Genomic DNA, 20,404 nt, shown 5'->3' with positions numbered 1-20,404 from the left:
AAGCTTATGTTCGCTGGATATCAGTCATCTGGAGAAATATAAGAATGGTTCTTAAAAAAGTATTTTCATTTTTATTGTTACTTCCCATCTACTTTTACCGGGTTTGTATTTCACCTCTGACTCCTCCTTCCTGCCGGTTTACTCCTACCTGTTCGGCTTATGCTGTCGAAGCAATAAAGAAACATGGCCCTGTTAAAGGACTCTTTCTGGCTATCCGTCGGATCCTGAGATGTCATCCCTGGGGTGGATCCGGCTATGATCCGGTACCTTGAATGATTCGATAAAGATTTAGAATATGAGAAAGGTTGCAAAAGAAAATACAAAAAAGATTCTGGACATTCACACACATAATTTGAAGAGCGATGAACGTTCTATTTATAACTATCCTCTGTTGTGGATTTCTCCAATACATATGCCGCTGGCACCTAATCAGGAAGCTGATATAAATAGAAAGCTTGCTTTACAGCAATTGATCTCGGCAAAGCCTTCGGAAGGAGGTTTGTTGGATGGACCGGTTTTCATTAACAAAGAAGCGTTGAAAAAAGAATGCTTTTATTCAATGGGAATTCATCCATGGGAATTAAGTCAGAATAATCTGGAAAAACAGTGGGAGCGTATGAGCGAATTGCAATCTTCCAAGCAAATGATTGCTATCGGTGAGACGGGACTGGACAAACTGGCTCAGGCCCCGATGGATTTACAGCTTCCTATATTCAAGGCACATGTAGACGCTTCCGAAACGTTCAAGTTGCCAATAATTATTCATTGTGTGAAAGCAATGGAAGAACTGCTGGCTGTAAAAAAGGAATTTCGTGCCAAACAGCCTTGGATCTGGCATGGTTTCCGAGGAAAGCCGGAGCAGGCAAAGCAGTTATTGAAGCTAGGTTTTTATCTGTCCTTCGGAGAGTATTATCCGGATGAGGCAATGTTGGCAGTACCGCCTGAACGTTTGTTTCTGGAAACAGATAATAGTCAGCTTGATATTGAAGAGCTTCTTCAACGGGCAGCCAAAGTACGTGGAGTGGAAGTAGAGATGCTACGGGAAACGATTCAGGAAAATGTACAAAACGTCTTTTTTAAGGCGTAAGAGTTGTATCTTCGGAGAAAGAGTCGTACTTTTGCCGAAAGTGGAAAAGAAAAACAATAAAACCTAATAAAAAGAGTAATACGATGAATTTTGTAGAAGAATTAAGATGGCGCGGTATGTTGAATGACATGATGCCGGGAACAGAAGAGTTGTTGAACAAAGAGCAAGTTACGGCTTATTTGGGAATCGACCCGACTGCTGATTCGTTGCATATCGGACACCTTTGCGGTGTGATGATGCTTCGTCATCTTCAACGTTGCGGTCACAAGCCATTGGCGCTCGTGGGCGGTGCTACAGGTATGATTGGTGACCCTTCCGGTAAATCGGCGGAGCGTAACTTGCTAGATGAGGCAACGCTGTATCATAACCAGGAATGCATCAAACAGCAACTGGCTAAATTTCTTGATTTTGAATCGGATGCTCCGAATCGTGCCGAGTTGGTGAACAACTATGAGTGGATGAAGAACTTTACTTTCTTAGACTTTGCCCGCGAGGTAGGTAAACATATCACTGTGAACTACATGATGGCGAAAGATTCAGTGAAAAGACGTCTGAATGGTGAGGCACGCGATGGTTTGTCATTTACAGAATTTACTTATCAGCTGTTACAAGGTTATGACTTTCTTCATTTGTATGAAACAAAAGGTTGTAAGCTTCAGATGGGTGGATCTGACCAATGGGGTAATATTACTACCGGGGCTGAATTGATTCGTCGTACTAATGGAGGAGAGGTATTTGCCTTGACTTGTCCGTTAATTACAAAGGCGGATGGCGGTAAGTTCGGTAAAACGGAATCCGGTAATATCTGGTTGGATGCCCGTTATACTTCACCTTATAAGTTCTATCAGTTCTGGTTGAACGTAAGCGATTCTGATGCAGAACGTTATATTAAGATCTTTACTTCTATCGGTAAGGAGGAGATTGATGCGTTGATTGCTGAACATCGTGAGAATCCGCATCTACGTGTACTTCAGAAACGTTTGGCAAAAGAAGTAACGATCATGGTTCATTCTGAAGATGATTATAATGCAGCAGTCGATGCATCTAATATCTTGTTTGGTAATGCTACCTCTGAAGCTTTACGCAAACTGGATGAAGATACTTTGCTGGCAGTGTTCGAAGGAGTCCCTCAGTTCGAAATTTCTCGTGATGCGTTGGCAGAGGGAGTGAAGGCTGTCGATCTGTTTGTGGATAATGCGGCTGTATTTGCTTCAAAAGGAGAAATGCGTAAGTTGGTTCAAGGTGGAGGTGTTTCGTTGAACAAAGAGAAGCTGACGGCTTTTGATCAGACAATTACAGTTGCTGACCTGCTGGATGAGAAATATTTGCTTGTTCAACGTGGCAAAAAGAACTATTACTTGCTGATCGCAAAATAAGAAAAAGAGGGTTTCTGATAAAAAAAATATCGAAATATTTGGAGATTTAGTTGGATAACCCTATCTTTGCACCGCTTTTTAACAGAAAGCACTCGAGTTTGTCCTATGGTGTAATGGTAGCACAACAGTTTTTGGTTCTGTTTGTCTAAGTTCGAATCTTGGTAGGACAACTGCTAATTAAAGAAAAGCCCTGGAAGGTAATACTTTCGGGGCTTTTTCATTTTCGGGAATTGGAGAAAGAATATAAAAAAGGCACAATATGAAAAAGAGTTTGTTATTATTGTTTTGTTTGTTGGGTTTGGCTGGTGCTTGCATTGCGAAGACAACAAAGACATTTACTGTTTTGCAGTTGAACCTGTGGCATGAGGGTTCTAAGGTACCTAACGGCTATCAGGGAATTGTTGATGTATTGTATCAGGTGGATGCAGATGTTGTTTTCTTGTGCGAAATCAGAGACTTTAATGGGAATAAGTTTATGCCTCGTGTATTAAAGGATCTGGAAGCCCGAGGGAAGCATTACTACGGAGAGACCTTAGGTATGGTAGTCGGTGTACTGAGTAAGTTCAAACCGGATAGTCTGATAAGATGTTGTATTGTGCCCGGTGATGAAGTTCGTGCTATGCTGAAAATGGTAACTACGATAGACGGACAACCGGTCTCTTTCTACTCTTGTCATTTAGATTATTTGCATTATGAATGTTATATGCCGCGTGGTTATGATGGCAATACTTGGAAGAAGATGGATAAACCGATTACAGACGAGAATGAAGTTCTAAAAGCAAATCGAATGGCTTATAGAGACGAGACAATCCGCTCTTTTGTTCAAGAGGTTCAGTCTGATATTAAGCAAGGGCGTCCGGTAATCATGGGTGGAGATTTTAATGAACCTTCTCATTTGGATTGGCAAGCAGATACGAAGGATTTGTGGGATCATAACGGGGCAATTATCCATTGGGACTGTTCTATGATGCTTCATGAGGCAGGCTTCAAAGATACCTATCGAGAGAAATATCCGAATCCTGTTCAATATCCCGGATTTACTTTTCCTGCCGGAAATAAAGTGGCTGAAGAGGCTAAATTAGAAATACTGGCTTGGGCTCCCGACGCTGACGAGCGAGATCGTATTGACTTTATCTATTATTATCCGATGAACTCAAAGCTTTCGATGAAAGACTGCTTGTTGGTAGGTCCTTCGGAAACTGTTATTCGTGGAAAAATAACAGAAAACGATTCTAAAGATAAATTTTTAACACCTTCTTGTACTTGGCCAACAGATCATAAAGGGAATCTTGCTACCTTTAAGATTCGAAGAAAATGATTGTTTGGAATAAGAACCTGTGAATTGAGAGGTATACATCTTTTCAAAAAAACTGTTCAGTAAATCTTTGAAAATGATTATTGGCCAGCAGTGCATATATGTGCCGTTTTCGCCAATTTGCATATAAATGGTATCTTTGGTTCATATCCAATGGGAAGCAGATAAGAAGATAAACTATATGTAAATTGATATAGAGGAGGAGTGTCTTGTTGTAAGGAAAATGTATGATAAACAAATTGTTAGGTCGAAATAAGTCAAAAACAACGCGCATTATCAATGTGAAAGCATTTATGTTCATCGTCATATTTTTGTATATATCGCTAATATACAAATGATTGCATTGCGTCATCTTTTTATTATGATTTCTAGACACAATAATATAGAAAGTAAATAGACAGATCAAAATACAGGATACGGTTATTCGGAAAATGTCTTAAAAGAGTCGTGAATGATTGTGACATTTCATGTAAAAAAAGATGGCGCAATGCAATCAATTGTATATTAGCGGAATATATAAAAATATGACAATGAAGCAAAGTCTTTTCATTTATTCAAAATAAGCCGTTCTTCCCAAAAAACATTGAATAGATTGTTATCAAACACCGTAATGTTTGAAAAAAAGATCGAATAGATTGAAAACAATCTTCTTATAGATTATAGAAGAATAAACTAGTACTTGAGTTACCTGACTCTAATACATCTTTCGGCTAATTCTAGTATTTGAGTTGGTCAATTGTAGTACTTCAGTTGTTTAATACTAGTACATGTTCCAGATTGTTCTTGTACAACATTTGGCGAAACTGTCAAAGGGTTATTCTCTTCAAGATGACGATGGATTTGGGATTAGCTTCTTCGATACGATATAACTTAAAATGGGGTGAATAACCCGGATATGTTTGTTTTGATAGCTTGCGGACTATATAACTTTAAAACCAACCACAAATTGAAACAGGTAATAATTTAATCGATATATTTTCCATTTTGCGTCCATAATTTTAGCAGGAAATGTGTTACCCCATCCTGTCTGTAGTTACTTCGGTTATACTGTTTTCGTGCATTAGCGTGATAAAAAAGGTCGTTTATGTAATTTATTAAAAGAAATATTCTCCCAAAAAGACCGTTTTTCATCAAGACTTTAGTACAAAAAGAGGAGTTGGTCCGAAATGGTCAGCCCTCTCTCTTGCTAAAATACAATGTATTTGTTATTTTTGTTCTGTTCAATTGAGTTTGTCATACTGAAAAACACTTTATTTATTCTTATGAAAAAGGAGTATTACTAATTTGATAATTACTTTGAAAGACAAATCAATAAAATCTCCTTTATTAGTTTAGATTATGTAATAAGAAGGTGACCAATGAATCTAATACAATGATAAAACAACAAAAATGAAAAGTGCGTTTACTTTAATTCTATTTTTATGCTTGGCAATATCTTGTCATGACTCAAAGAAGAATCAGCTCTCCAATTTAGTAAAAGAATGGAACGGGAAGGCAATACAATTTCCATCCCATTTAGCTTTTACAGTTCAAGGCAAAGATACGGTTAATTTTGACTATCTTCATTCTATAATAGTCCGTTAAAAAATCAACATATCGTCTAAGCTGCTTCTGCCACTATGCCAAAGAGTTCTTTGATAAGTTTAGTATTAAAAGTTCTGTTCGGTTTCAGACCGGACTTGCTAAAAAATCTTTTGAGCATATAAATATTACTCAGATATTCCTTTAGCAATCCGCTGGAAAGCGCCGGATAGTATCGTTGCCGCATTACCTTTGCGATGTTTACCGAGGCCGGTGAAGCATTGAAAGCGAAGTCGAGTTTCTTCAAGTCTCTTGTCTGACAATCATTGAGTCCGGTAAACTGCTTGGAATCCCGAAAGCAAAACTCAATCTGGAATCGTGTACGGTAGTATTCGATGATGTCTTTGGCCGACATGTCAAGATCGGTGGAGAAATAGATTTTATGTCCTCCTGATTCCGGATAATGAACCACGACTTTGATGTTGCGTTTCATAGCCTTTGAATAGGTCTTGACTGAGTAAGCCCTTCCTCCTTCAATGTCGAGAATCTCGCAATGCTGAAGGTCGAGTTTCTCAAAATCAATCTTCTCGCCTTTGATACGCGGTCGTCCCCGTTTGCCTGTGCGGACACCGTTATGTGAATACCACAAGGCGGCATCATCACGCAGGCGGCTGATGACATGAAATCCCATCAGACAGGCTTCATTGACGAACTTTGCCTTTGAGAACCAAGCATCCGCAACGATATAACGTGTTATGCCAAGCAACTTGTCCTTGTATTTGCGGAGCACGTCAAGATACCAGTCCACAAGGTTATAATCTTCGCCTTGCTTTTCCAGATACGCCTTGTTCGGTGTCTGTTCCGCACGTAGCATCATACAGTCCCGACTATCAATGTCGATAATGCCGATGCCGAGAATTTCCAATCCTCGTTTCATTGCAGAAGCGCATCCCGACCAGAACTTGCCGATATAAGGAGTCTTCTTTCCCGACTTTGAAATGTAGCTTGCGTCTATGTCAATGGCTTTTCTAGTACTTTCACCAAACCGCTCCCGCATAAGGAAGAGATTGAACTGCATCCAGTCAAACCCACGTTCAAACAACTGCCGGAAGCGTTGTTCCGAGCTATCTGAGTAACGCCCCATTTGTGTGAAATTTATCTTTCTTGGTAGTACCATATACAAAATTATGAGTTGGATGAATGCTGTTTTAAAACTTTTGCGTAACTTCGCTGAACAACTTTTCAAAGCATCGGTTACGATTTCCTCATATTGGTTAAGTGCTGTTTTGTTCATTGCCTTAATGTGTGGTAGGATACCATTAAAGGTAATGAAAATCAGCCACTTGACCTATTTATTTTGCTAAACTTTATCAATTAACTTATTTGTTATCAACGGATTAGTTATAAATTTAACGAAGTATTAATATAAATACAGGGCAGGAAATAGGTGCTTTTTGCAATAAAGGAGGAGGTCCCGATGAATTTTATTCTTTAAGTTTGATTTATCAATTATTTAAAGAAAAGAATGAATTGAAAGCCCTTTTGTTTGAGGCGCATAAGGAAAAGATTTTAATTTGGAATGTAAGTCAATCGATAAGAGAAGGTAAAACAATTATTGAAACTATTCCTTATACTTGGAAAACGGAAAATAATAATGCATGTTACAATGGTTTGTTTCTTAAAAGTAGAAATGAATTATTGGCAAAGGTTGCTGCCTTTCCTATAAATAAGAATGACGCAACATTACCATTTTATCAGAAAAGGTCTATTGATACCAATCAGTGTTTAAGAACTTATTCAATTTATAAACAGTCGATTAAAAATGGTGAATCATCTATTATACCAGAAGCCTTTTTTAATTCTAGTGATGCTTTTAAACCTGATGGAACGAAAATAGCACAAGCCATGGTTCATCTTCCTCAACTTAATATTGTCGATGTGGAGACCGGCAAGATAACAGGATATCGTTTAGAGAATGGGGAAGATTTTTCTGTTTTCAAAGGAAAAAAAGAAATTAAGAACCATTTTGTGCGTTTAGCTGCAGATGATAAATTTATATATGCCTTATATTGGGGAAAGTTGCCTTGGGGCGCGAGAGAAATTCCGTATATTAATACTATTTATATCTTTGATTGGAAAGGGAAGTTAGTGAGCAAGATCACTACCGATCATGATGTCGATAAGATGTGTGTAGATACTGTCAGGAATAGAATTTATATTATTGGGCCAAAGACGGATGATGTTTTTTATTATGATTTGGATGAGCTTAATAAAAGATTGGAATCCCGTTAGTTGTGTTTCCCAATCATATTATAGTTCGTTAAAAAGATATATATCACATCAGTTCTGAACATTTTGATGGATAATTAAAACAAAATTGTAATGCAAAGCCATTTTCTTTTGCTATTTTTGCATCGTGTACGCAAACGGAGTGCGTCTAGAATAGAGAAGTTATTCAATAATTAAAATAATAGGATATGAAAACGAACTATGAAATTCGCTATGCTGCGCATCCGGAGGATGCAAAAAGTTATGATACTCAAAGAATCCGCCGCGATTTCTTAATCGAAAAGATATTTGCCCCCAATGAAGTGAATATGGTGTATTCCATGTATGACCGTATGGTAGTGGGAGGTGCGTTGCCGGTAGGAGAGGTACTGACTCTTGAAGCGATTGATCCACTAAAAGCCCCATTCTTCCTGACTCGTCGTGAAATGGGTATTTACAATGTTGGCGGACCGGGTGTGGTAAAGGCTGGTGATGCAGTTTTTGAACTTGATTATAAAGAAGCCCTTTATCTGGGCTCAGGAGACCGCGTGGTGACTTTTGAGAGTAAGGATGCTTCCCGTCCTGCTAAGTTCTATTTCAACTCTTTGACAGCACACCGGAATTATCCGGATCGTAAAGTGACAAAGGTGGATGCAGTAGTAGCCGAAATGGGTTCATTGGAAGGCTCCAATCACCGTAATATCAATAAAATGTTGGTGAATCAGGTACTTCCTACCTGCCAGTTGCAGATGGGGATGACAGAACTGGCTCCGGGAAGTGTTTGGAATACGATGCCGGCTCATGTGCATAGTCGTCGGATGGAAGTTTATTTCTACTTTGAGATTCCCGAAGACCATGCCATCTGTCATTTTATGGGTGAAGTAGACGAGACGCGTCACGTATGGATGAAGGGTGATCAGGCAGTTCTTTCTCCTGAATGGTCTATTCACTCGGCTGCTGCTACCCACAATTATACCTTTATTTGGGGAATGGGTGGAGAGAATCTTGATTATGGCGATCAGGACTTCTCATTGATTACAGACTTGAAATAACAATTAAAATAATTCTCTTAATTTAATAACAAAAGATTATGAATCAGTTTTTGAATTTTTCTCTGGAAGGTAAAGTAGCTCTCGTAACAGGCGCTTCTTATGGTATTGGTTTTGCTATTGCTTCTGCTTACGCAGAACAAGGCGCTACTGTCTGTTTCAATGATATCAACCAGGAATTAGTAGATAAAGGAATGGCTGCTTATGCCGAAAAGGGAATTAAAGCTCATGGCTATGTATGCGATGTAACAGACGAACCGGCTGTTCAGGCGATGGTTGCTTCCATCGAAAAAGAAGTAGGTAGCATTGATATTCTTGTAAATAATGCAGGTATCATCCGGCGTGTCCCTATGCATGAAATGGAAGCTGCTGATTTTCGTCGTGTAATCGATATTGATTTGAACGCTCCTTTTATCATGTCTAAGGCTGTTTTGCCGGCAATGATGAAAAAGGGGCATGGCAAGATTATCAACATCTGTTCTATGATGTCAGAGCTAGGTCGTGAAACTGTATCAGCTTATGCTGCTGCCAAAGGTGGTTTGAAAATGCTGACTCGTAATATCTGTTCTGAGTATGGTGAATACAACATCCAGTGTAATGGTATCGGTCCGGGTTATATTGCTACGCCGCAGACTGCTCCTTTGCGTGAAAAACAACCGGATGGAAGTCGTCACCCATTCGATTCATTTATTTGTGCCAAGACTCCTGCCGGTCGCTGGTTAGATCCTCAGGAACTTACAGGTCCTGCTGTTTTCCTGGCCTCAGAAGCTTCTAATGCGGTCAATGGACATATACTCTACGTAGACGGAGGTATCCTTGCATACATCGGTAAACAACCAAAATAGTTTTTTAATGGATCATTGATAATGGGTAATAGTGGCTGTGTGGTCATGAATATCCATTATCAATTTCTTAATTTTTAGTCCAAACTTCATTATTTATCATTCAATGGAAGTGAGCAAGATATTAATTCTAACAGCTGTTATCATAATGAGTTGTGTTTCTTCTTGTGCAGATAGCAAACAAACAATGACGGTGACAGTGTCTAATCCTTTGGGACTAGAGCGTACGGGTGAGATGGTTGAGGTGGCAATGAGTGATGTAGTTGCTAAACTGAAATTGGCAGATACAGCACAGATTGTGATTCTGGACATGGATGGTCGGCAAGTTCCTTACCAGATAACCTATGATCAGAAAGTTATTTTCCCGGCAACGGTGAAAGCCAATGGTACAGTAACTTACACTGTTCAGGAAGGTATGCCGGAGCCTTATAATGTGATAGCATGTGGCAGATACTATCCGGAGCGTTTGGATGATGTAGCTTGGGAGAATGATTTGGTTGCTTTTCGTGCATATGGTCCGGCCTTGCAGAAGCGTGGCGAACGTGGGTTCGGTTATGATGTGTTTACTAAGTATAATACAACAGAGCCTGTTGTAGAAGCTCGTTATGCCAATGAAGTAAGCAAGGAAAAACGGGCAAAAATAGCAGAATTGAAGAAGACCGATCCTAAAGCTGCCGGAGAACTGGAGCGTGCTATTTCCTATCATATCGATCATGGCAATGGAATGGATTGTTATAATGTAGGTCCTACACTGGGAGGCGGTACATCTGCTTTGATGGTGGGGGATACCATTATATATCCTTATTGCTATCGTACACAGGAGATACTGGATAATGGTCCGTTACGTTTTACTGTGAAATTGGAATATAATCCGTTAGTGGTACGTGGTGATTCTAATGTTGTGGAGACTCGTGTGATTACGTTGGATGCCCATTCTTATTTGAATAGAACAGTGGTTTCTTATACGAATCTGAAAGAATCAGTACCCGTAGTTACCGGAATTGTTCTTCATGAGCCGGATGGGACCATAAAGACCGATGTTGCTAACGGATATATGACTTATGTAGATCCGACTGGAAACCCGAAGGCCGGTAATGGTAAGATATTTATCGGCGCTGCTTTTCCTGCTCAAATTAATGAAGCCAAGGCCGTACTTTTCTCAGAGAAGGAGAAGAAAGAAGAGCGTGCCGGAGCAGATGGTCATTTATTGGCGGTCAGTGACTACCAGCCAGGTGCTGAATATACTTATTATTGGGGTTCTGCATGGGATAAGGCAGCTATTAAGACAGTTGATGCTTGGAATGAGTATATGGCTCAATATGTGCAGAAACTGCATGCTCCACTTATTGTATCCTATTAATGAATTGATTATTTAGATTCCGGCGATTCTTTTACGATACGGATATTTCGCATTAATCCCGAATATTTAACCCTTTTCACGGCACTCCCTTTGAAGAGGGTTTTATATTGTTCTTCTGTTAGACTTTGCCAATCACTTTTTTTCATTTGCAGCAGAGAAGGAGAGGGGTGAAATTCTTCTGTCTTGCAAGGAGTGGAATAGCGGTTCCATGGACAAGCGTGCTGGCATTCATCACATCCATATATCTTTTTATTCATTTTTTGCCCCATATTGGGCGAAAGGTCCCCACGATATTCAATGGTAAGATAAGAAAGACATCTCTTGGAATTAAGCCGGAAAGGGGCTTCTAAAGCTTTTGTTGGACAAGTGTCAATGCAACGCGTACATGAACCACACCGACTTTTTTGTGGAATATCATAATTATCGGCTGCTATATTGATAATCACTTCCCCTAAAAAGAAACAGGAACCAGCATGAGGAATGATCAGTTGTGTGTTTTTTCCTATCCATCCGAGTCCGGCACGCCATGCCCAATACCGTTCGAGTATAGGTGCTGTGTCGCAAAAGACGCGACCGCTAACCGTTAGGGGAGAAGTAGCTGGGGCGATTGTTTCTGCACTAGTTGATGGAAGTATGATAAATTCCAGTAGAGCATTGAGTTTTTTCTTCATCACATCGTGATAATCCTTTCCGTAGGCATACCAAGCAATCTGATACTCCTCTATCGGAAGTTTAGTATCCGGATAGTAGTTTAATGCGACGCTGATGACTGTGCGTGCTCCTTCGACGAGTAAACGAGGATCGAGGCGTTTATCTTCATAATTTTGCATATAAGCCATTTCTGCCTGGCAGCCGTCAGCCAACCATTGGCGGAAAGAAGTTGCAACAGTTTCATTGACAGCTTCGGCAGGTGCCAGTCCACAAGCGGAAAAGCCGAGGCGGGTGGCTTCGGCTTTTATTTGTTCGGAAGAGAGAAGTTTATTCATATAAAAATACTTGTCTCGTTATAAATTTCTTGTGGTAACCACGGGTTTAGTATCTTGCAGGTTATAATACTTTAAACTCGTATCCTTCTGCTTTCAGAAACTCGATGGCCCGGGGAAGTGCATATTGAAGATTTCCGTTATTCCAGGACTTCAGAGAGTCGTGGAAGGTAATGATAGAGCCATTTCTTACATAGCGTTTCACATTATTCAGGACTTGTTCGGGACGCATCCGCTTACTGTAATCGCGTGTTACAAGGTCCCACATAATAATCCGGTAATAATGTCGCAATGTGTAGTACTGCCGGAATCCCATGTGTCCATGTGGTGGGCGGAACAGTTCGGAATGAATCATTTCGTCTACCTTTTTGGTGTTTGCCAGATATTCCGGATTGGAATATTCGAATCCTCGGATGTGGTTGAAAGTGTGGTTACCAATGCGATGTCCGTGTTCTACCACCATCCGGTATACATCCGGGTGTTTGCGGATATTATCACCTACCATGAAGAAAGTGGCTTTAATATCATGCTTTTCCAGCAACTCTAACACCCATGGAGTTACTTCCGGGATAGGTCCGTCATCGAAAGTCAGATAAACTGCCCGTTCGTTCGGGTCCATACGGAAGATGGCTTGTGGGTACAACGCTCGGAAAAGCCAAGGCGGTTGTTCTATAAACATAAACTAATTGAATAAAGAATGCGGAATGAAGAATGAAGAATTCAGTGCGACATAAGGGGCGCAACCAATTCTTCATTCTTTATTCTCATACTTAATTTATTATTGTTTTCCTTTCATTATCGTCACGTACTCGTTGTATAATTGTTCGAGTTGTGCGGAATAATGTTTTGCGAGTTTTTCTGATTTGTATTTTTCCATCAGGCGGACTTCAGCGTCAAGCAAGCTTGCATTGTACATGAAGTTTTCGCCTGAGATAGCGAGCTGGTTGTCATTGAGACTGAGATACCAAATCATATATTCGAGCGACTTGTTGGCAAGTGCATCGATTATCTTATCTGCTTTTTCAGTCTGCCCCAGTTGATAGTATGATTCTGCCATTTGGAAAGCACCGTTTCTCCAGTCGTAAGGTACGTTGTAAGCAGGTATCATCTTTTCAGCGTAGTCAAGTGCGGCAAGAGCTTTGTCTTTCTTACCTTCCTTGATGAGTTGGCCGACAAGCTGAGTGAAGATACGACGGTGAGTATCACACATACGCATCACATTTTCATCAATATAAATACCCGGTTTGTCGATACCTCCGAATTTGAATTTGTTCATCAGGTTGTCGTACATCTTTTCACTGTCGATTTTGCTATCCAGCTTATCAGTATCAAACGGAGTGAAACGGTAGGCAAGACCTTCTTGTATGAAATGATTGGTCATACCCAGGTTGTTTTCGCTACCTACGGTGATTGCCATATAGATAGGACGTTCCCAGTTAGCGTTGGCAAGCATTTCGAGCATCATCAGTTCACTCTTGTAGAGTGCACGTTTTGGACTACCGTTTGCATCTTTCAGTAAGATAGTCATGTATTCAGGAATAGAGTCACCCAAAGCTTCCGGTATCTTCATTCCGGAGCGGCGGACAGCCTCTTCATCGATCTTCATGACAATACTGTCTGTAGGAATAAGCGGTAATTTGATGTCCTGTCCTGTCTTTTTGAGCAGTTCTTTAAGCTGATCATTCTTGCCGAGTATCCAACGGTTAATGATTTCCTTCAGTTCATAAGGATTTTCACCAAAGATGGAACGAACAAGTGACAGTACGGTAGTATCTCCTTGGGCAGCTAATTCATTTGCTTGTTTGAAATAGTTGTCGATAAGCGATCTTACCTCCGGGTGGATAGGGATATATTCATTCTGACCTTCTACGTATTCCACACGATCCCATGTGATAGGGAGTGAAGGTGAATCGTAGGCCGGACGTTTCATTTGGTCGATGTACCAATCGGTCTGCAAATAGCTCAAATTACAGGTACGCGCATCGGTGCGGAATCCTTCTGTTTCCTGATTGTACCACAGAGGGAAGGTATCGTTATCACCATTCGTATAGATGATCGGATTGCCTTCTTCCTGAAGGGTCATCAGGTAATTCTGACCAAAATCACGCGCAACGAAGCGTCCGCTACGGTCGTGGTCATCCCAGGTTTGTCCTGCCATTTGAATAGGAACCAGTAAGCAAAGTACGGAAGCTAATGCAGCCGCCGGAAGTTCTTTCATCTTGCAGTATTCCCGTAACAAGTGGATGATACCCGCTACTCCCATACCTATCCAGATGGCAAAGGCATAGAAGGAACCTGCATATGCGTAGTCACGTTCACGAGGCTGTGCAGGTGTTTGGTTGAGATAGAGCACAATGGCAATACCTGTCATAAAGAATAGGAAGAAAACAACCCAGAATTGTTGAATACCGCGTTGGCTGTGATAAGCTTGCCAGAACAGGCCGATCAGACCAAGTATCAATGGTAGACAGTAAAAGACATTGCGTCCCTTATTGTCTTTTAGATCTTGTGGTAGTAATTCCTGGTTGCCTACTAATAGGTTATCTATGAATGGGATACCTGTGATCCAATTGCCATGTTCGATTTCTCCACTACCTTGAATATCGTTTTGACGTCCGGCGAAGTTCCACATGAAGTAACGCCAGTACATGAAGTTCAATTGGTAAGAGAAGAAATATTTGATGTTTTCCCATTGCGTCGGCATGTTTACCATCACCATTTCACCGCATTGGTCGTAAGGAACATCATAACCTTTCACATCTACCCATTGTTTGTAGAGTCCGGCATGTGAGGCACTGTACATACGGGGGAATAGCATGTTCTGTGCATATTCGTATTCGATGCGTCCGGGAAGTTGGATATAAGAGTCTTTTTCGTCCGGAGAAGTCTTTTCCTTACGGATATATTTTACTCCGGTTTTTGATTGGCGAGGTATGCAATAGCCATCTTTTGTGTCGAGTGCTACTTTTGATGAGTAAGCAGGACCGTAGAAGAGCGGACGTGTTCCGTATTGCTCACGACCCAGGTATTCACCTAATGTGAAGATGTCTTCCGGGGAGTTCTGATCCATCGGAGTATTGGCTGTAGAGCGGATTACGATCAGTGCATAAGACGAATATCCGATCACGATCATCATGGTACACAACAAAGTTGTATTCATGGTGCGTGCGGAAATACGCCATTTCTCTTTTATCTTTTCCTGCACTTGTGGAGCAAGGTAGATAGCCAATACGGCGATCACTAAAATACCAATCAGGATACTGCTGGCTCCATGTCCGTAGAACGGAATACCCAATAGGGCAATAGTGAGGATAAAGGAGATAGCCATACGTAGTCTACTTTTTTCCGTATAGCTTTCGTATATGCCCCAGATAAGGGAAGCTGCCAGAATGATAATATAAACCACTACGCCTGTGTTGAACGGCATTCCTATTCCATTGACAAACATGAGTTCAAACCAACCACCTACTTTCACGATACCCGGAACGATACCATATAGTACGGCTGCTACCAGTACGCCCGATCCGATGAGGGCAAGCAGCGAACCTTTTGCAGTGGCATTTGGTGTTTTCTTGTAGTAATATACCAATACGATAGCCGGTAGACAAAGTAAGTTCAACAAGTGAACGCCGATACTCAATCCCGTCAAATAAGCAATCAGGATAAGCCAACGGTCACTGTGAGGCTGGTCGGCTACGTCTTCCCACTTCAAAATCAGCCAGAATACGACGGCAGTGAACAGGGAAGAGAAAGCATATACTTCGCCTTCTACTGCTGAAAACCAGAAGGTATCGCTGAATGTATAGACCAGAGCGCCTACCAGTCCACTACCCATAATTGTTATGAGTTGCCCTTTGGTAATGTTATTTTCGTCGGTGATGACTAACTTGCGAACTAAATGGGTAATACTCCAGAAGAGGAACAGAATACAGGCACCGCTCATCAGGGCACTCATATAGTTTACCATTTTAGCAACAGTTGTTACGTCGGAAGCAAATTGAGTAAACAAATTTGCCATCAGCATAAAGAAAGGTGCGCCGGGTGGGTGACCGACTTCCAGTTTGTAGCCGGTGGTTATAAACTCGGGACAATCCCAGAAACTAGCAGTCGGCTCTATTGTAAGGCAATAGACCGTTGCTGCAATGATGAATGTAAGCCAACCCATCAGGTTGTTTACGGTTCTGTACTGTTTCATTAGCACTTATCGTAGTTTATTCGTTAAAAACAGATTAGACGGCCGCAAAGATAATGATTTACGGGCATAAAGTAGAAGAAAGTAAGATTTATTAAGTATCAGAGGGATGATTTCCTAGTTTGTGGGCTATTAATAGTCTACGTGACAGGTATTAATGGCTGAAGTGACAAGTATTAATAGGTGGGAAATTGGGTATTAATACCTGATAAGTTGCAGATTAATGGCTGAAATATTGTGGTTAGAGGTTGATAAAATGAGAATTATGATTTTGTACTTTTTATCAAGGAGTATCCTTAATGATGATGGTGGCAATGTTCTCCAAGAATGCGGTGTGGAAGCGTTCCATGTCCAAGTAATTCAATCGGACAATCAAAATTCTTTTCCAACCATTCTGTGGTGACTTCTGTATCCGGATGATAGTCCAGAGTCTCATTGACACAAGCAATGGATTTCACTTGTTGAAGTACCGTACCGATATCATGGCTGACGAGAATAATGGCACACTCTTTATTGATTTCAGCCAATAATTCGTACAGACGTGCTTCGAAACGTTTGTCGATATAGGTGCTTGGCTCGTCAAGGATCAAGGCGGAAGGATCGGAGATAATGGCACGCCCCAATAAGGCACGTTGTAGTTGTCCACCGCTTAATTGCCCGATAGCGCGATGTTCGAGACCTTCCAGTCCCATACGGGCAATGATTTGTTTTCCTTTCTCTTTTTGTTCCGGGGTGAAGCGTGAGGTTAGCGATTTCTGGATGCTTAAACCTGACAAAATTACTTCTTCCACTGAAATAGGAAACTTCCGGTCGATAGTGTTGTACTGTGGAAGATAGCCGAGAGAAATTTGTGAGCTGGAAGTTGGAAGTTGAGAATGGTTAGCACTTTGTCCGATATGAAAAATTATTTCCCCTCCGGTAGGTTTCAACAGACCTAGAATACATTTGATCAATGTCGTTTTACCTCCTCCGTTGGGACCGATAATACCTAAGAAATCCCGTTCGTAGACATTGAGGTTTACATCATGAAGAACGGTACGGCCGTCGTATCCGGCAGAAAGATTCTTTATTTCGATGATTGGAGTTGTAGCCATAGTTACTTCCTACTTGTAGCTTGATATTATTGGAGCAAAGGTAAACAATTAAATGATAAAATCAACATGATGTTAGTCAGACAGCTACGCACCCAAGCCAATGAAATCTTCAAAGAATTTTTGGGTGCAGATTGTCCGTTTATCAGGGTTTCTCAACAGGCATAAGCGCATTTGCTACATTTAGCATTTCCGCTTCCCAATCATAGCTTAGCGGATTGATGGGGACTACGCGTGTTCCCGTTTGCTGCGCTATTGTCTCCGCATTTCTCTTGTCAAACTCCGGTTGTACGAAGATAACTTGTACGTTTTCTTCTTTGCATAAGTCTATCAACTCTTTCAAATGAGCAGGAGAGGGTTCTTTTCCTCCTTCTTCGATAGAAATCTGATGTAATCCGTAGTCGCGGGCAAAGTAGGAGAGAGCCGGGTGATAAATCATAAATGCTTTAGCCGCTTCAGGCTTTGACAACTGCTCACAAATGATACTATCAGTATATTGTATACGTTGGCAGAGAGAGTCGTAACGTGCGAAGTAATAGGCTTGATTGGCTTTGTCGAGTGTACAGAGCGCTTTATAGGTGTTTCCGGCAATGATCAAAGCATTGGTTGCAGAATTCCATATATGAGGCTCTATAGAGTGAATATGACCATCATGAGACGTATGTCCATGTCCCGGATCTTCATTACTTAGGATAAGATCTACCCCTTTTGAAGTATCGAACATCTGTATATGCGGAGTATTATTCATTAAACGATCCATCCATGTTTGCTCAAATCCGATATAGCCGATTCGGAAATATGCCTTACTATCTCCCAGAGATACAAGCTGCTGCGGAACAGGATCATAAGTCTCCGGGCTGGAACCTTTGGGAACCATGCTGACTACCTTAAACTTGTCGCCGGCAATTGCTTCGGTGAAGTAACGTTGCGGTTCCAGGGTAACCGTAATAACGGGTTTTTCGCCTTCTTTATCGTTTGACTTGGATGAACTTCTTGTGCAAGCTGCCAGTAAAAGGCAGGTGCTGAGCAACAAGAAAGTACATTTATTTTTTAGTTGTTTTTTCATGACTGGTTTTATTAATATCTTTGATTGTTATACTTGTTTGCGGGCTCGTAATATTTCCCGTTTACCTCCCGGAGGACCCGGTAAACGTTCGACTACAAATCCTGCGGTTTGTAACATCCTCCGGATCACTCCTTTGGCACAATAAGTGGTCAGAATCCCATCATTGCTTAATAAAACATACAGGCGGTTGAATAGTTCTTGCGACCACATTTCCGGCTGTTTTTCGGGGGCAAATGCATCGAAATAGATGATATCAGGGCTGTCTGGCAGAGAACGGAAGATCCATTCGTTAAAGTCTGCCTGTACTTTCCGCAGGGTGAAGTGTGGACTGAGACAGACTTCTTCTTCCCAAGGTGAAATGTGAAGCTGTTTAAACAGTTCGATGACTGTTACCGGTTGGTTATTTATGGTTAGTTGCTCGCTATCCCTGACATAGCCTAGTTGTTCTATTATCGGCCATTCCAGAGGATAGAGTTCTAATCCTGTATAGTGTATATTCCGGTGGCTTCTTTCCGCTTCCTCAAGTGTAAGCCAGGCATTTAGTCCTGTGCCGAAGCCAATTTCCAGAATTCGGGGTGAGAGCATATCAGATGCGTCCAGTCCCATGTGGATGAAAATGTGTTGCGATTCTGTACGTGCCCCTTTGATTGAATGATAATGTTCATTCAATTCGGGTACAAACAGAGTTGCACTTCCGTCGTCGGTCTTTTCAATTACTCTTTTCATCCTATTTTAATTTCTAATCTTTATGTCTCTTTTCTTTTATCCTGCAACTATATTCCAAGCATTTTCCAATACATATAGCAGAAGAATGTAGCGCAATAATTTGCCTACAAACATGGAGATGAGAGTAAGCCATGTATTGCTTCGCATAAATCCCAGTGCAATGGCCACTACTTCGCCAATGGCTGGCAAGAAAGCAAAGAATGCCATCAATGCTCCTTTCCCTTGCAGGAAGGTAACCATCTTATCTATTTTCTCTTTCTTTACTTTAAAGTATTTCTCAATCCAGCTTATTTTACCCAGACGGCCCATGTAATAACAAGTCATTCCACCCACTGTATTACCAAGTGTAGCGGCAAGTATGCACGCGGTAGGATTTAGTCCGAGTTTTACTAATGTAACTAGCACAAGCTCGGAGCTGAAAGGTATAATACTACCTGCTAACAAAGCCGAAATGAACAATCCCGGCAATCCCCAATCAATGAGAAGCTGTATGGTTGAATCTATAAAAGCGTCCATATATTATAACCGAATAAAAGGATGAGGCTGACCATCGTTATGATGAAAAACACATTGGATGTTTTACTGTTGGTCAGCGCAAAAAGGTGTCCGATCAGGATACTGCTGCTTATCATTAGAAGTGGTAACAGGTCGCTGCACTGTATCGGTTGTAAAGCTATCAGCAAAAAGAGGAAAGCAGTCAGCTCAATGAGAAACTGCAAATAGGCGCGAGTGCGTATCTTGTCTTCAAAACCGGCAACAATACAGTGAGCTGTGCTGACGATATACAACACAAGCAGAAAGCCGAGTGTCGCGAATTCCCAAGGCTGTAAAGCTTGTAAATCGAAGACATTCCCAAATGTAATCAGATCGTAGAAAGGCCGGTAGAACAAGTCCATTTGACCGTAGAAGAAGGCGTGTCCGAATAACATCCAGTAGGGAAACATCCATCCCAATATCGCTGCACAGAAACTACGTGGGTTGAGCGATTGAAAACGGTAAGCTTCGAGTAACCAAAGCACTGACAAGAAAGTGAGCTGAGGAAAAAAGATACTTCCTGCTCCGATAAAGAAGAAGGAATAAAACAGATTGCCTGATGCTTGCGATTGTTGATAGCTGTTGAATAAAAAATAGAGGGAAATCAAGAAAGCAAGGGCAGCAATGTCTCCGGCATATAACAGGTGCATTTCCGGGCAGACAGTGACTAGCAGAAAGTAAATTGCTGTCTGTACGGAAGCTCGCATACGTATGATGGTGAAACGGTTGTTTATTTCGATCAGGAAATAGCCGATAATTGCATATACCAGATAGCTGACAATACGGTCCGCCCATGAGGGGAGTAATAGGGAACGGGTAGACTGCCAGATAGTAGAACCTCCTTCTTTGCCTAATGCGGGAGTGAGGTCGGGCAATAAGAAGAAAGTCAGCACCCAGAAGAGAGTGCAAATAAAGATGACGGCTGGTAATGTCCAACGTCCTGCTGTTATCTGGCTTTGTAATCTTTTGTTCCTCATTAATTAAAGTTTAGCAA

17 protein-coding genes and 1 tRNA gene are annotated in these 20,404 nt (G+C 41.2%); 9 read left to right on the top strand and 9 right to left on the bottom strand.

Annotated elements, in window-relative coordinates; genetic code table 11:
* Positions 1-44 precede the first annotated feature (44 nt).
* The 5 genes from yidD to EJF25_RS13735 all read left to right on the top strand — a co-directional run bounded on the left by yidD (position 45) and on the right by EJF25_RS13735 (position 3,781).
* On the top strand, positions 45-272 hold the full coding sequence (gene yidD / locus EJF25_RS13755; protein ID WP_125041664.1) for a membrane protein insertion efficiency factor YidD: 228 nt from the start codon (positions 45-47) through the stop codon (positions 270-272).
* Between the two features lie 23 nt (positions 273-295).
* Positions 296-1,087 (top strand): TatD family hydrolase, encoded by a 792-nt coding sequence (locus EJF25_RS13750; RefSeq protein ID WP_125041634.1) that lies wholly within the window; start codon positions 296-298, stop codon positions 1,085-1,087.
* A gap of 83 nt (positions 1,088-1,170) precedes the next feature.
* The gene (gene tyrS / locus EJF25_RS13745) at positions 1,171-2,463 is read left to right on the top strand and encodes a tyrosine--tRNA ligase (RefSeq protein ID WP_125041633.1); all 1,293 of its coding nucleotides are present in this window, start codon (positions 1,171-1,173) and stop codon (positions 2,461-2,463) included.
* A 99-nt stretch (positions 2,464-2,562) separates the two neighbouring features.
* A tRNA-Gln gene (locus EJF25_RS13740) sits at positions 2,563-2,633 on the top strand.
* A gap of 89 nt (positions 2,634-2,722) precedes the next feature.
* Positions 2,723-3,781: an endonuclease/exonuclease/phosphatase family protein gene (locus EJF25_RS13735; protein WP_125041632.1), complete on the top strand. Its 1,059-nt coding sequence runs from the start codon at positions 2,723-2,725 to the stop codon at positions 3,779-3,781.
* 1,597 nt (positions 3,782-5,378) lie between these two features.
* On the opposite strand, the gene EJF25_RS13730 is transcribed toward EJF25_RS13735, so the two are convergent.
* Positions 5,379-6,593, bottom strand: coding sequence for a transposase (locus EJF25_RS13730; protein WP_125041631.1), 1,215 nt, complete (start codon positions 6,591-6,593; stop codon positions 5,379-5,381).
* Between the two features lie 236 nt (positions 6,594-6,829).
* Between EJF25_RS13730 and EJF25_RS13725 the strand changes: the two genes are divergently transcribed.
* The 4 genes from EJF25_RS13725 to EJF25_RS13710 all read left to right on the top strand — a co-directional run bounded on the left by EJF25_RS13725 (position 6,830) and on the right by EJF25_RS13710 (position 10,818).
* Complete coding sequence (locus EJF25_RS13725) at positions 6,830-7,591, top strand: BF3164 family lipoprotein (protein ID WP_235016817.1); 762 nt, start codon at positions 6,830-6,832, stop codon at positions 7,589-7,591.
* A 185-nt stretch (positions 7,592-7,776) separates the two neighbouring features.
* A complete protein-coding gene (kduI, locus tag EJF25_RS13720; protein ID WP_125041629.1) occupies positions 7,777-8,619 on the top strand; it encodes a 5-dehydro-4-deoxy-D-glucuronate isomerase in 843 nt (280 codons plus the stop codon).
* Between the two features lie 38 nt (positions 8,620-8,657).
* Positions 8,658-9,461: a gluconate 5-dehydrogenase gene (locus EJF25_RS13715; protein ID WP_125041628.1), complete on the top strand. Its 804-nt coding sequence runs from the start codon at positions 8,658-8,660 to the stop codon at positions 9,459-9,461.
* Positions 9,462-9,570: 109 nt separating this feature from the next.
* Positions 9,571-10,818 (top strand): BT3233 family polysaccharide utilization protein, encoded by a 1,248-nt coding sequence (locus tag EJF25_RS13710; RefSeq protein WP_125041627.1) that lies wholly within the window; start codon positions 9,571-9,573, stop codon positions 10,816-10,818.
* A gap of 8 nt (positions 10,819-10,826) precedes the next feature.
* Here EJF25_RS13710 and queG read toward each other — a convergent pair whose 3' ends face one another.
* From queG to EJF25_RS13670, 8 genes are all read right to left on the bottom strand, one after another.
* Complete coding sequence (gene queG / locus EJF25_RS13705) at positions 10,827-11,804, bottom strand: tRNA epoxyqueuosine(34) reductase QueG (RefSeq protein WP_125041626.1); 978 nt, start codon at positions 11,802-11,804, stop codon at positions 10,827-10,829.
* Between the two features lie 61 nt (positions 11,805-11,865).
* Positions 11,866-12,480, bottom strand: coding sequence for a polysaccharide deacetylase family protein (locus tag EJF25_RS13700; RefSeq protein ID WP_125041625.1), 615 nt, complete (start codon positions 12,478-12,480; stop codon positions 11,866-11,868).
* Positions 12,481-12,579: 99 nt separating this feature from the next.
* Complete coding sequence (locus tag EJF25_RS13695) at positions 12,580-15,996, bottom strand: protein O-mannosyl-transferase family (RefSeq protein WP_125041624.1); 3,417 nt, start codon at positions 15,994-15,996, stop codon at positions 12,580-12,582.
* Positions 15,997-16,289: 293 nt separating this feature from the next.
* The gene (locus EJF25_RS13690; RefSeq protein WP_125041623.1) at positions 16,290-17,087 is read right to left on the bottom strand and encodes a metal ABC transporter ATP-binding protein; all 798 of its coding nucleotides are present in this window, start codon (positions 17,085-17,087) and stop codon (positions 16,290-16,292) included.
* 142 nt (positions 17,088-17,229) lie between these two features.
* Positions 17,230-18,150, bottom strand: a complete 921-nt coding sequence (locus tag EJF25_RS13685) for a metal ABC transporter solute-binding protein, Zn/Mn family (protein WP_125041622.1) — start codon at positions 18,148-18,150, stop codon at positions 17,230-17,232.
* Positions 18,151-18,177: 27 nt separating this feature from the next.
* A complete protein-coding gene (gene mnmC2, locus EJF25_RS13680; RefSeq protein ID WP_125041621.1) occupies positions 18,178-18,876 on the bottom strand; it encodes a tRNA (5-methylaminomethyl-2-thiouridine)(34)-methyltransferase MnmC2 in 699 nt (232 codons plus the stop codon).
* Positions 18,877-18,912: 36 nt separating this feature from the next.
* Positions 18,913-19,392, bottom strand: a complete 480-nt coding sequence (locus EJF25_RS13675; protein ID WP_125041620.1) for a YqaA family protein — start codon at positions 19,390-19,392, stop codon at positions 18,913-18,915.
* Positions 19,377-20,387 carry a hypothetical protein gene (locus tag EJF25_RS13670; protein WP_125041619.1) on the bottom strand — a complete coding sequence of 337 codons (1,011 nt, stop codon included), beginning with the start codon at positions 20,385-20,387 and terminating at the stop codon, positions 19,377-19,379. Before EJF25_RS13670 ends, EJF25_RS13675 begins: the two co-directional genes overlap by 16 nt.
* Positions 20,388-20,404 lie beyond the last annotated feature (17 nt).

The organism is Bacteroides faecalis, assembly GCF_003865075.1.
Classification (GTDB): domain Bacteria; phylum Bacteroidota; class Bacteroidia; order Bacteroidales; family Bacteroidaceae; genus Bacteroides; species Bacteroides faecalis.
This window is presented reverse-complemented; position numbering and strand designations above follow the sequence as displayed.

Excerpts from the sequence above, each read along its gene's own strand:
- tyrS (WP_125041633.1), top strand. The coding sequence starts at position 1,171 with ATGAATTTTGTAGAAGAATTAAGATGGCGCGGTATGTTGAATGACATG.
- queG (WP_125041626.1), bottom strand. The coding sequence starts at position 11,804 with ATGAATAAACTTCTCTCTTCCGAACAAATAAAAGCCGAAGCCACCCGC.
- EJF25_RS13690 (WP_125041623.1), bottom strand. The coding sequence starts at position 17,087 with ATGGCTACAACTCCAATCATCGAAATAAAGAATCTTTCTGCCGGATAC.
- yidD (WP_125041664.1), top strand. The coding sequence starts at position 45 with ATGGTTCTTAAAAAAGTATTTTCATTTTTATTGTTACTTCCCATCTAC.
- kduI (WP_125041629.1), top strand. The coding sequence starts at position 7,777 with ATGAAAACGAACTATGAAATTCGCTATGCTGCGCATCCGGAGGATGCA.
- EJF25_RS13715 (WP_125041628.1), top strand. The coding sequence starts at position 8,658 with ATGAATCAGTTTTTGAATTTTTCTCTGGAAGGTAAAGTAGCTCTCGTA.
- EJF25_RS13670 (WP_125041619.1), bottom strand. The coding sequence starts at position 20,387 with ATGAGGAACAAAAGATTACAAAGCCAGATAACAGCAGGACGTTGGACA.
- mnmC2 (WP_125041621.1), bottom strand. The coding sequence starts at position 18,876 with ATGAAAAGAGTAATTGAAAAGACCGACGACGGAAGTGCAACTCTGTTT.
- EJF25_RS13695 (WP_125041624.1), bottom strand. The coding sequence starts at position 15,996 with ATGAAACAGTACAGAACCGTAAACAACCTGATGGGTTGGCTTACATTC.
- EJF25_RS13730 (WP_125041631.1), bottom strand. The coding sequence starts at position 6,593 with ATGAACAAAACAGCACTTAACCAATATGAGGAAATCGTAACCGATGCT.
- EJF25_RS13685 (WP_125041622.1), bottom strand. The coding sequence starts at position 18,150 with ATGAAAAAACAACTAAAAAATAAATGTACTTTCTTGTTGCTCAGCACC.
- EJF25_RS13700 (WP_125041625.1), bottom strand. The coding sequence starts at position 12,480 with ATGTTTATAGAACAACCGCCTTGGCTTTTCCGAGCGTTGTACCCACAA.
- EJF25_RS13750 (WP_125041634.1), top strand. The coding sequence starts at position 296 with ATGAGAAAGGTTGCAAAAGAAAATACAAAAAAGATTCTGGACATTCAC.
- EJF25_RS13675 (WP_125041620.1), bottom strand. The coding sequence starts at position 19,392 with ATGGACGCTTTTATAGATTCAACCATACAGCTTCTCATTGATTGGGGA.
- EJF25_RS13735 (WP_125041632.1), top strand. The coding sequence starts at position 2,723 with ATGAAAAAGAGTTTGTTATTATTGTTTTGTTTGTTGGGTTTGGCTGGT.